Origin of the sequence: Catellatospora sp. NPDC049133, from assembly GCF_040648455.1 — a bacterium.
GTDB classification, from domain to species: domain Bacteria; phylum Actinomycetota; class Actinomycetes; order Mycobacteriales; family Micromonosporaceae; genus Catellatospora; species Catellatospora aurea.
Map to the genome: position 1 here is coordinate 156,411 of NZ_JBEZDT010000014.1, position 10,854 is coordinate 167,264.

The window sequence follows — 10,854 nt, forward strand, 5'->3', positions numbered from 1 at the left end:
GCCGACGTGCCGCGCTCGATGGGGGAATCGTGGTTCGTGCCTGGATGACCGTCGCATTCGGGGCAGCGCTGGGCCTCGCCGCCGGGCTGCCCGCAGCCGCCGCCCCGGCCGCGGACGGGCTCAAGCTCGACCTGCCGGCCGCGGCCGGGGCGACCGAACTCGGCGGCGGCGACACCGCGGTCAGCCTGAAGAACACCACCGGCCACGACATCGGCAAGGTCGTGCTGCAGGTGCGGCTGACCGGCGGGCTCGCCCAGCGGGTCGAACTCGCGTCGGCGGACTGGTGCGACCACACCAAGACCACAGCCACCTGCAAGGTCGACCGGATCAGCCCCGGGCAGGGCTTCTCCATCCGGCTGGACCTGCGCGCCCGCAAGAACGCCCCGGAGGGCGCGGCGGGCACGGTGTCCGTCAGCGCCCGGGGCGTCGGGGTGCCCGCGGCGGTCGGCACGTTCGGGGTCGAGATCTCGCCGCCACCGTACGTCGACGTCGCGGCGACCGCCGAGCAGCCACGGGTGGACCTGCACACCGGGGACACCGCGCACCTCGGCGTGCTCTACCGCAACACCGGCCCGGTGCCCGCCCGGCTGCGGATCGCCGATCCCGTCGCGGCCGGGTTCGACGACGTGACCTGGTCCGACTGCCCCCAGGACGACGGCGACGCCTGCCTCGTCGAACTGCCGGCGGGGCAGTCCCGGCGGCTCGCCTTCACCATGCGCCTGGCCGAGGCGTCCCCGGCGGAGCCGCACGTGGCGATGACGGTCGAGGGCGCTTACGACCGGATCGTCACCGACAACCTGGCCGTCTACATGGTCTGCGTGTACGACACCGGCCGCTGCACCCGGCACCTGCCGGGCACCCGCAGCGACGTGTTCGCCGCCCCCGCGCCGCGGGCCGTGGCGGCCGATCCGGCCGTGGACGGGATGGAAGGCGAGAACCAGGCGGTCGCGCTGACCGAGCCCGAGCACGTGCCGGTGGCGGTGCAGGACGAACTGGCAGCCGAGGAGCCGTACAGCTTCATCGACGAGGTGACCGGCATCCTGGCGTACTCCCTGCTGGCCCTGTTCATCGTCGGGACCAGCATCGCGCTGGCCCTGCGCAAGCGGGCCGCCGACCGGGCCTGAGGGCCGCTCAGCCCTCGGGGCGGTTCAGCAGGCCCACGGCCAGCAGGTGCAGGGCCTGGGCGGGGTCGGTGACCGGCACGGTCGCGCCGGTCACCGTGTACCACTCCTCGGCGCCCAGGTACTGCACGCGGAGCCGGGCGGTGCCGTCGCCGCCCAGCTCCGTGGCGAGCGTCAGCTCACCGGTGACCACGCCCACCTCGTCGGTCATGACACCGCCAGGCCCGGCCATGATGTTCGTGGTCAGCCCGGTCATGCGGTGAACCCGCTTCGCGGCTTCACCGCATGACCACCGGTGCTCATGATTCGCTCGCTGCGCTCGCTCATGCGCGACGCTCGCCGTGCTCACTCATACACAGGTCCCCAGCATGTCGGTCAGGGCGGCCTTCTCGGCCGTGGTCACGGTGAGCTTCCAGTAGGTCTTCACCGTGATCCATTGTTGCGCATAAGTGCACCAATAGTCCTTGCTTGGCGGCTTCCACTGCGACGGGTCCTGGTCGCCCTTGGACCGGTTGCTGGTCGCCGACACCGCGAACAGCTGCGGCCGGTCCAGGTCGTTCGCGAACTGCGAGCGCTTCTCGTTGGTCCACTCGTCCGCTCCGGACCGCCAGGCGTTGGCCAGCGGCACCATGTGGTCGATGTCGACCTTGAGCGGGTCGGTGGTCTTCAGGCCGTCGTACACGCTGGACCACTCGCCGCCGGTGACGTTGCAGCCGTCCAGCTTGACCTTCTTGCCGTCCCGGGCGAGCACGGTGTCCCGCACGTCGCAGTTGGACCCGGCCTTGTTCCAGTGCGGGAACTTCTCCCGCGTGTACCCGGTCATCGGCCGCGCCGCGGCGACCTTCAGGTTGGACAGCGAAGCGAGCGCGTTGCTGCCCGCGTTCGGGTCGACGTTGACGCCGCCGGGCTTGGCGGGGCCGGCCGGAGTGGTGGCCGGGTCGCACGCGGTGCTGGTCGCGGCGGCCGCGACGGCCGCCACCAGGAGTAGGAGGACTCTGGCACGTCTGGGGGGTTTGGGGGATCGCACCCGCTCACCATACGAGCAGTCCTCACCATCACCACGTATCCCTCACCTTCGCGTTCCCCGGCGCGGCGGGCCGACCGGGGACGACAATGGACCGAATGGAGGCGGCCGGGCTGCGCATGGGCAGTGCCGCCGGGCGGGGCACGCTCGCCGCGGCGGTGCTGGCCTCAGGCATGGCCTTCCTCGACTCCACCGTGGTCAACGTGGCATTGCCGACGCTCGGGCGGGAGCTGGGCGCGAGCCTGGCGCAGCTGCAGTGGGTGATCAACGGGTACACCCTGACGCTGGCCTCGTTCGTGCTGCTCGGTGGAGCGCTCGGGGATCGCCTCGGGCGGCGTCGGATATTCGTCACCGGCGTCGTCTGGTTCACCCTGGCCTCGCTGGTGTGCGGCATCGCGCCGAACGTGGAGACGCTGATCGCGGCGCGGGTGGTGCAGGGTATGGGCGGGGCGCTGCTGGCGCCCGGCTCGCTCGCCCTGCTGCAGTCGTCGTTCCGGGAGGAGGACCGGGCGCGCGCCATCGGCGCCTGGTCCGGCCTGGCCGGCACGACCACCGCGCTCGGCCCGTTCGTCGGCGGAGTGCTCATCGACCAGGCTTCCTGGCGCTGGATCTTCCTGATCAACCTGCCGCTGGCGGCGGCCGTCGTCTGGCTGAGCAAGGCGTACGTCCCGGAGAGCCGGAACAGCGCGTCGACGCAGCACTTCGACGTGGCCGGAGCGCTGCTCGGCGCGACCGCGCTGGGCGGCGTCACCTACGCCCTGATCGCCTGGCCGGAGCGCGGGTTCGTCTCGGTCCCGGTGCTGGGCGGATTCGCGGTCGGCCTGGCCGCGGCGATCGCTTTCCTGCTGGTGGAACGGGCCCGGGCGATGGGCGCGATGATGCCGCTGCGGCTGTTCAGCTCACGGGTGTTCTCCGTGCTCAACCTCTACACGGTGCTGACCTACGGCGCGTTCGGCGGCTTCTTCTTCCTGCTCGTCATCCACCTGCAGACCGGGCTCGGCTACGACGCGCTGGAGGCGGGCCTGGCCACGCTGCCGATGACGCTGCTGATGCTGCTCGGCTCGGAGCTGTCCGGCGCGGCGGCCACGAAGTTCGGCCCGAAGCTGCAGCTGACGGTCGGCCCGCTGTGCTGCGCGGTCGGCGTGCTGCTGATCCGCGAGATCACTCCCGGGGTGAACTACTGGACCGGGATCCTGCCCGGCGTGCTCGCCTACGGGATCGGGCTGACGCTGCTCGTCGCGCCGCTGACCGCCTCGGTGCTGTCCGCCGTCGAGGTGCGCTTCGCCGGGGTCGCCAGCGGCGTCAACAACACCGCCGCACGGGCCGGTTCGCTGCTCGCCGTGGCGGCGCTGCCGCTGGTGGTGGGCCTGTCGGGTGAGGAGTACGAGAACGGCGCGGCCCTGGGCTCGGCGTTCTACGACGCGGGCATGTGGTGCGCGGGGGCGATGGTCGTCGCCGCCGTCCTGGCGCTGTTCGTCTGCGGCAAGGTCCGCCTGGACCGCCCCGACCGCCCACCCCCCGCCGAGCACCTCCCCCAGGTTCTCCAACGCGGCCGCTGCCCCTGACCGGACGAAAGGAAGGGCACCTTCTTAACGCTCCGCGTTGTAGAAGGTGCCCTTCCTTCGCTTTCGGGGTCAGTGGCGGTTGACGGCGCTGGCCACGGCCTTCAGGGAGGCGGTGACGATGTTGGCGTCGACGCCGACGCCCCAGCGGGTCTCGCCGTCCACGTCGCACTCGACGTACGCGGCGGCCTGGGCGTCGCCGCCGGAGGTCAGCGCGTGCTCGGCGTAGTCCAGCACCCGCACACTCACCCCGTGGTCGCTCAGCGCATGGATGAACGCGTCGATCGGGCCGTTGCCGACACCGGTCAGGCGACAGGCGCCGCCGTCCAGATCGGCCTCCGCGACCAGCTCCACCTTGCCGTCGACGGTGGCCACCGAGTACGAGCGCACCGCCAGGCGGCGGTCGGTCAGGTACTCGTCGGCGAACGCGGCGTACATCTCGGCGGGCGTGACCTCGCCACCGGCGTCGTCGGTGCGGCGCTGGATGACGCCCGAGAACTCGATCTGCAGGCGGCGCGGCAGGTCCAGCTGGTGCTCGGACTTCATGATGTACGCGACCCCGCCCTTGCCGGACTGCGAGTTCACCCGGATCACGGCCTCGTACGAGCGTCCCAGGTCCTTCGGGTCGATCGGCAGGTACGGCACCGCCCACTCGAACTGCTCGACCGGCACCCCGGCCTTGCCGGCCTTGCGGGCGTGCGCGTCCAGGCCCTTCTTGATCGCGTCCTGGTGCGAGCCGGAGAACGCCGTGTAGACCAGGTCCCCGGCGTACGGGTGGCGCTCGTGCACGGGCAGCTGGTTGCAGTACTCCACGGCGCGCTTGATCTCGTCGATGCCGGTGAAGTCGATCTGCGGGTCGATGCCCTGGCTGAACAGGTTCAGGCCCAGCGTGACCAGGTCGACGTTGCCGGTGCGCTCGCCGTTGCCGAACAGGCAGCCCTCGATCCGGTCCGCGCCGGCCAGCAGGCCCAGCTCGGCGGCGGCGACACCGGTGCCCCGGTCGTTGTGCGGGTGCAGGCTCAGGATGACCGAGTCGCGGCGCGGCAGGCGGCGGTCCATCCACTCGATCGAGTCGGCGTACACGTTCGGCGACGCCATCTCGACGGTGGCGGGCAGGTTGATGATCAGGGGGCGGTCCGGGGTCGGGTCGATGACCTCGATGACCGCCGAGCACACCTCCAGCGCGTACTCCAGCTCGGTGCCGGTGTAGGACTCGGGGGAGTACTCGTACCGGATCTCGGTGTCCGGGGTGATGATCTCGGCGTACTTCTGGCACATCCGCGCGCCGTCCGTCGCGATCGCGGTGATGCCGTCCTTGTCCAGGCCGAACACCACCTCGCGCTGCAGCGTGGAGGTCGAGTTGTAGAAGTGCACGATCGCCCGCTTCGCGCCCCGCAGGCTCTCGAAGGTCCGCTCGATCAGGTGCTCGCGGCACTGGACCAGCACCTGGATGGTCACGTCGTCCGGGATCAGCTGCTCCTCGATGAGCTGCCGCACGAACGAGAAGTCGGTCTCGCTGGCCGCCGGGAAACCGACCTCGATCTCCTTGTATCCCATCCGCACCAGCAGCTCGAACATGCGGCGCTTGCGGTCGGGGGACATCGGGTCGATCAGGGCCTGGTTGCCGTCGCGCAGGTCCACCGCGCACCACTGCGGGGCGGCCGTGACGCGGCGGGTCGGCCAGGCGCGGTCCGGCACCTCTACCTGGAACTGTTCGTGGTAGCCGCGGTAACGCTGGTACGGCATCTTGCTGGGGCGCTGAGCAGCAGCAGACATGGCTTCCATGCTCCTAGACATCATGTGTTTCGCGCGTGGTCCAGCGGCGGATTGTGCCCAAGGGAACATCGGCCGCTATCAAGATTCGTTGAACCGGCAACTTCTGCGGTCAACCAGAAACGTGGAGGGACCAGCGGGCGAGCGCACGTCGCTACTCCGCGACGAGGTGCCGGTCGGTCAGACCTCGTCGCGGCGGCGAAGCAGGAGGCTCACGCAGCACATGATGTCGGCAACTGTACGCCCATAGATCGCCGTTCGGGCACGCTGTCCACGAAATGGGACGCCGTGTCCCGTCAGGCAGGCACCGGGGCCGGCACGCTGGGCAGTTGTTCCCGGGACCGGGCCGCCAGCCGGGCCGCGGGCCCGATCAGCAGCGCCGCGCCGAGGAACAGCCCCGCGATGGCGAACCAGCCCCAGCCGCCCGAGGTCACCGCCAGCGCGATCAGCGACGCCGGAGCGATCATGGACTGGGCGGAGCCGCCCATCCGGAACGCGCCGATGTACTCCCCGCGCCGGTCGGCCGGCGGCAGTTCGGCCATGAACGTCCAGGCCCCGGCCGACTGCCACAGCTCGGCCATGGTCAGCAGGATCGTCGCCAGCACCAGCAGCACCATGGTCCAGACGCCACTGGTGGCTCCGGTGAGCAGGTAGACCGGGCAGCCCAGCGCGGCCACCAGGCCTGCCCGACGGGAGGCCGCCGCCGCCCCACCGACGGTGTGCGCACCCTTGGTCACCGCGACCTGCAGCGTCGTGGCCATGAGCGTGTTCGTCACCGTCATCACGCCGAGCCACCACTTGGGCGCGTCGGTCCGGTGCAGCAGCCACAGGGGGGCCACCTCCATCAGCACGGTCATGTAGCAGGTCAGCACGGCGCAGACCGCGGTCACGGCGAGGAAGGGCCGGTCCGCGAACACCGCACCGACCCGCCGCCGGGCGGTCGCGGTCGCGCTCCGCTCCACCCGCGGCAGGCGGCTGATGAAGTACGCGTTGGCGAGCAACAGCGCGCTGTTGAGCAGGACCAGCGTGTAGTACGCCGGGACGGTGTCGATCGCCAGTGCCAGCGCGGCCAGTCCGGCCCCCAGCGACCAGCCCACGTTCAGCCAGGAGCGGGAGAACGCCTGCGTGCGCACCCGCGTCTCCGGGTCGAGCGCCTCGATCAGGTACACGTTGCGCCCGGCCTGGCCGACCGTGGCGACCAGTTCCAGGCAGGCGATGACGAGCAGGAAGCTCCAGAAGCCCCGGGCGAACGGCCACGCCGCGAAGAGCAGGCCCTGGGCCACGACCCCGCCCGTCCACATCCGGTGCGCGCCGAACCGGTCGGTCAGCGCGCTCAGCGGCACAGCGGTGACCAGCGCGATCGCCGCCGCCAGCGACAGCCCGATGCCGATCTCGTGCGGCCGCAGGCCGACCACCCGGGTGAAGAAGACGGCGCTGCCGGTGAGGAAGGTGCCCGCACCGACGCCGAAGAGCAGGTTCTGGGTGGCGAGTCGGCGGGGGAGTCCGGGCGGCGGGATGAGGTTGTCGCGTAAGGCCATGGCACCGATTCCAGCCTGATGCGGCCGGGTTTCTCCAGCCGATATCCACCATCCGGCGCTTTCCTTCACCCGATCCACACAACCGGGCGCGCGGGACGGCGGGCCGCGGCCGGATCTGCTAAGGGCCTGGCCCGCGACGCAGGGCTCCGGGTCAGGCCTTCGGCGAGGGCGAGGCCGTCGTGCTGGCGGACGGCTTCGGCGACGGGGGCGCGTTCAGCGGCAGCGGGTTGCCGGGCACCACCGGGCCGGGCAGCTGCACCGACGGCGGAGCCAGCCCGGGAGTTCCCTCCAGCAGCAGGGTGCCGAAGGCGACCTTGGCCGCGGTGAGCGTGCCGTCGGTCTCGTAGCAGTAGATGCCCGCGTCCATCGGCAGCGTCATGCTGGCCGCGGACGACTCCACCGAGTAGCACTTGCCGCGGGCTCCGGGCAGCGGGGCGACCTCGGCGACGGCGATCGCGAGCCGCCGGTCGGTGAGCATGTTCTGCCAGTCCGTGATCAGGTGCTGGATCTTCAGGTCGGCCTTCGCGGGCAGCGCCCCGTTGATCTTCACGCACCCCGAGTACGGGTGGTTGCCCGCCGCCAGCGCGCACTGGTGCAGGGTGTTCGCCGCGAAGACCAGCGCGATGTCCACCGCGCCGCCGTGCGCCCCGCCGGGCACGTCGATGCGCCAGGTGCCGTCGACGGCCCGGGTGACCACCACGCGGCGGTCGGGGCGCTTCGGGCTCTTGAAGGTGTACATCGCCACCTGGCGCAGATCCTTGGCGGCGGCCGCGCGGGCGGCGAGCTGCGCTCGCGCCCCGGCCGGCTCGGGGAGCGCGGTGGAGACCGGGGCGGCCGACGTCGGCGTGGTCTCCGGCGTGTCGCCGCCGCAGGCGGAGACCGACCAGCAGGCGGCGATGAGACAGAGGGAGAGGAGAGCCCGGCGCACGCGCCCATTCTCAACCCAACGTGCGTCATCTCCGGCGTGACGCGCCCCGGTCTACACAAGATCGCCGAATGATCAGGCAACCCGCGGTCTGTGGCGCGCGTCACAAGCGTTAAATCCTGCGGCGGCGATGCGGGGGAGGCGGGCGACTGCGCGGCGACGGGAGCCGTACGAAAGAGGATCTCGGACTTTCCCGGGCGGCGCTGCCCGACAGCTGGGATCGACCCGCGAGGAGCGGCGGGACCCGCCGCTAAGCTGAAGCGTCTTTAGTCCCTGAGGTGGAGAGGAGCCGTGCAACCGTGGCCCTCGTCGTGCAGAAGTACGGCGGCTCGTCAGTCGCCAACGCTGAGCGGATCAAGCGGGTCGCCGAGCGCATCGTCGCGACGCGGAAGGCCGGCAACGACGTCTGCGTGGTCGTCTCCGCGATGGGCGACACGACCGACGAGCTGATCGACCTGGCGCACCAGGTCAGCCCGCTGCCTCCGGGTCGCGAGTTCGACATGCTGCTCACCGCCGGCGAGCGCATCTCGATGGCGCTGCTCGCCATGGCCATCCACAACCTCGGCTACGAGGCGCGCTCGTACACCGGATCGCAGGCCGGCGTCATCACCACGTCGGTGCACGGCAAGGCGCGCATCATCGACGTCACCCCGGGCCGCCTGCGCGGCGCGCTCGACGAGGGCGCGATCGTGATCGTGGCCGGCTTCCAGGGCGTCGCCCAGGACACCAAGGACATCACCACGCTCGGCCGCGGCGGCTCGGACACGACCGCGGTGGCGCTGGCCGCCGCGCTGAAGGCCGACGTCTGCGAGATCTACACCGACGTGGACGGCGTGTACACCGCCGACCCGCGCATCGTGCCCAACGCGGCCAAGGTGGACCAGATCACCTATGAGGAGATGCTGGAGCTGGCCGCGTCCGGCGCCAAGATCCTGCACCTGCGCAGCGTGGAGTACGCCCGCCGGTTCGGGCTGCCGATCCACGTCCGCTCGTCGTACTCGAACAACACCGGCACCCTGGTGACGGGATCAATGGAGGACCTTTCCGTGGAGCAGGCACTCATCACCGGCGTCGCGCACGACCGGAACGAAGCGAAGATCACCATCGTCTCCGTGCCGGACGAGCCGGGCGAGGCCGCGTCGATCTTCCGCACGCTGGCCGATGCCGAGATCAACATCGACATGATCGTGCAGAACGTCTCCACCGAGGCCTCCGGCCGCACCGACATCTCCTTCACGCTGCCCAAGGACGACGGCCCCACCGCGATGGCCGCCCTGCAGAAGATCCAGGAGCGGGTCGGCTTCAAGGGCCTGCTCTACGACGACCACATCGGCAAGATTTCCCTGGTCGGCGCGGGCATGCGCTCCAACCCGGGCGTCACCGCCACCTTCTGCGAGGCGCTGGCCCGCGCGGGGGTCAACATCGAGATCATCTCCACCTCGGAGATCCGCATCTCGGTGGTCTGCCGCGACACCGACCTCGACGCCGCGGTGCGCGCCGTGCACGACGCCTTCGAACTCGGCGGCGACGAAGAGGCCGTGGTGTACGCCGGGACCGGCCGGTAGCGCGATGAACCCGCGAAACAAGCGAACCGGCGGCCGCACCTGGAGCGAGGAGAAGGCATGAGCCACAAACTGCCCACCCTCGCCGTCGTCGGGGCCACCGGCGCCGTCGGCACGGTGATGCTCGACATCCTCAGCAACCGCCGCAACGTGTGGGGCGACATCCGGCTGGTCGCGTCCGCGCGCTCGGCCGGCCGCCGCCTGCTCGTACGCGGCCAGGAGGTCGAGGTCGTCGCGCTCACCGAGGGGGCCTTCGACGGCGTCGACGTCGCCATGTTCGACGTGCCCGACGAGGTCTCCGCCTACTGGGCGCCCATCGCGGCAGCCCGCGGCGCGGTCGCGGTCGACAACTCCGGCGCGTTCCGGATGGACCCGGACGTGCCCCTGGTCGTCCCCGAGATCAACCCGGCGCAGATCCGCAACCGGCCCAAGGGCATCATCGCCAACGCCAACTGCACCACCCTGGCGATGATCGTGGCGATCGCCCCGCTGCACAACGCGTACGGCCTCAAGGAGCTGGTGCTGGCCTCGTACCAGGCCGTGTCCGGGGCGGGGCAGATCGGGGTGGACACCCTGCACGACCAGATCGCCAAGGTCGCGGGGGACCGGGTGCTCGGCACCCGGCCCGGCAACGTGCGGCACGCCGTCGGCGACGACCTGGGGCCGTTCGCGGCGCCGGTCGCGCTGAACGTGGTGCCGTTCGCGGGGTCCCTCAAGGACGGCGGCTGGTCCAGCGAAGAGCTGAAGATGCGCAACGAGTCCCGCAAGATCCTGGGGCTGCCGGATCTGAAGGTCAGCGCTACGTGTGTGCGTGTGCCCGTGGTCACCGGGCACTCGGTCGCGGTGCACGCGGTCTTCGGTTCCGAGGTCGACGCCATCGGGGCCCGTGAGGTGCTGCAGGGCGCGCCTGGGGTGATCGTGGTGGACGATCCGGCGGCGGGGGAGTTCCCCATGCCCATCGACGCCGTCGGCACCGACCCGTCGTGGGTCGGCCGGATCCGCCGCTCCGTCGACGACCCCCGTGCCCTCGACTTCTTCGTGACCGGCGACAACCTCCGCAAGGGCGCTGCCCTCAACACCGCCCAGATCGCCGAACTCCTCGCCGCCGACCTCTCCCGCTAGTTGTTGAAGGAAGGGCACCTTCTTAACGCTCCGCGTTGAAGAAGGTGCCCTTCTTAACGTCTGACATGCGTTGAGCTGTGCCAACGCGGCAGCGCACCGCGTGGCGGTCTGGGGCGGCGCTCGCGGGCGGGTGGCGATTCTCGGATCTAGAAGAGTTGTGGTCGCCCCGGCGACCACAACTCTTCTAGATCCAGCAGTTGCACGCCGGGCCGCCGTGAACCCGACCG

8 protein-coding genes and 1 pseudogene are annotated in these 10,854 nt (G+C 71.0%); 4 read left to right on the top strand and 5 right to left on the bottom strand.

Annotated elements, in window-relative coordinates:
- Nucleotides 1–44: 44 nt before the first annotated feature.
- Nucleotides 45–1,124, top strand: coding sequence for a hypothetical protein (locus AB0B35_RS18325; protein WP_360523839.1), 1,080 nt, complete (start codon nt 45–47; stop codon nt 1,122–1,124).
- A gap of 7 nt (nt 1,125–1,131) precedes the next feature.
- Here the strand turns inward: AB0B35_RS18325 and AB0B35_RS18330 are convergent.
- Together AB0B35_RS18330 and AB0B35_RS18335 are read right to left on the bottom strand one after the other, a co-directional pair.
- Nucleotides 1,132–1,365: pseudogene (locus tag AB0B35_RS18330) on the bottom strand (hypothetical protein); the annotation flags it as partial.
- A 105-nt stretch (nt 1,366–1,470) separates the two neighbouring features.
- The gene (locus AB0B35_RS18335) at nt 1,471–2,100 is read right to left on the bottom strand and encodes an HNH endonuclease family protein (protein WP_361046628.1); all 630 of its coding nucleotides are present in this window, start codon (nt 2,098–2,100) and stop codon (nt 1,471–1,473) included.
- 134 nt (nt 2,101–2,234) lie between these two features.
- On the opposite strand from AB0B35_RS18335, the gene AB0B35_RS18340 reads away from it, so the two are divergent.
- A complete protein-coding gene (locus tag AB0B35_RS18340) occupies nt 2,235–3,710 on the top strand; it encodes an MFS transporter (protein WP_361046630.1) in 1,476 nt (491 codons plus the stop codon).
- A 69-nt stretch (nt 3,711–3,779) separates the two neighbouring features.
- Here AB0B35_RS18340 and leuA read toward each other — a convergent pair whose 3' ends face one another.
- The 3 genes from leuA to AB0B35_RS18355 all read right to left on the bottom strand — a co-directional run bounded on the left by leuA (nt 3,780) and on the right by AB0B35_RS18355 (nt 7,946).
- Nucleotides 3,780–5,504 (bottom strand): 2-isopropylmalate synthase, encoded by a 1,725-nt coding sequence (gene leuA, locus AB0B35_RS18345; protein WP_361046633.1) that lies wholly within the window; start codon nt 5,502–5,504, stop codon nt 3,780–3,782.
- A gap of 272 nt (nt 5,505–5,776) precedes the next feature.
- Nucleotides 5,777–7,018: an MFS transporter gene (locus AB0B35_RS18350; protein WP_361046635.1), complete on the bottom strand. Its 1,242-nt coding sequence runs from the start codon at nt 7,016–7,018 to the stop codon at nt 5,777–5,779.
- A 151-nt stretch (nt 7,019–7,169) separates the two neighbouring features.
- The gene (locus AB0B35_RS18355) at nt 7,170–7,946 is read right to left on the bottom strand and encodes a hypothetical protein (protein ID WP_360523854.1); all 777 of its coding nucleotides are present in this window, start codon (nt 7,944–7,946) and stop codon (nt 7,170–7,172) included.
- A 296-nt stretch (nt 7,947–8,242) separates the two neighbouring features.
- On the opposite strand from AB0B35_RS18355, the gene AB0B35_RS18360 reads away from it, so the two are divergent.
- On the top strand, nt 8,243–9,508 hold the full coding sequence (locus tag AB0B35_RS18360; RefSeq protein WP_360523857.1) for an aspartate kinase: 1,266 nt from the start codon (nt 8,243–8,245) through the stop codon (nt 9,506–9,508).
- A gap of 57 nt (nt 9,509–9,565) precedes the next feature.
- Nucleotides 9,566–10,627 carry an aspartate-semialdehyde dehydrogenase gene (locus AB0B35_RS18365; RefSeq protein ID WP_361046637.1) on the top strand — a complete coding sequence of 354 codons (1,062 nt, stop codon included), beginning with the start codon at nt 9,566–9,568 and terminating at the stop codon, nt 10,625–10,627.
- The last annotated feature ends 227 nt before the right edge of the window (nt 10,628–10,854 follow it).

What these genes read in the sequence shown, in the direction of transcription:
- AB0B35_RS18365 (WP_361046637.1), top strand. Translation starts at nt 9,566, where the DNA reads ATGAGCCACAAACTGCCCACCCTCGCCGTCGTCGGGGCCACCGGCGCC.
- AB0B35_RS18350 (WP_361046635.1), bottom strand. Translation starts at nt 7,018, where the DNA reads ATGGCCTTACGCGACAACCTCATCCCGCCGCCCGGACTCCCCCGCCGA.
- AB0B35_RS18325 (WP_360523839.1), top strand. Translation starts at nt 45, where the DNA reads ATGACCGTCGCATTCGGGGCAGCGCTGGGCCTCGCCGCCGGGCTGCCC.
- leuA (WP_361046633.1), bottom strand. Translation starts at nt 5,504, where the DNA reads ATGTCTAGGAGCATGGAAGCCATGTCTGCTGCTGCTCAGCGCCCCAGC.
- AB0B35_RS18340 (WP_361046630.1), top strand. Translation starts at nt 2,235, where the DNA reads ATGGACCGAATGGAGGCGGCCGGGCTGCGCATGGGCAGTGCCGCCGGG.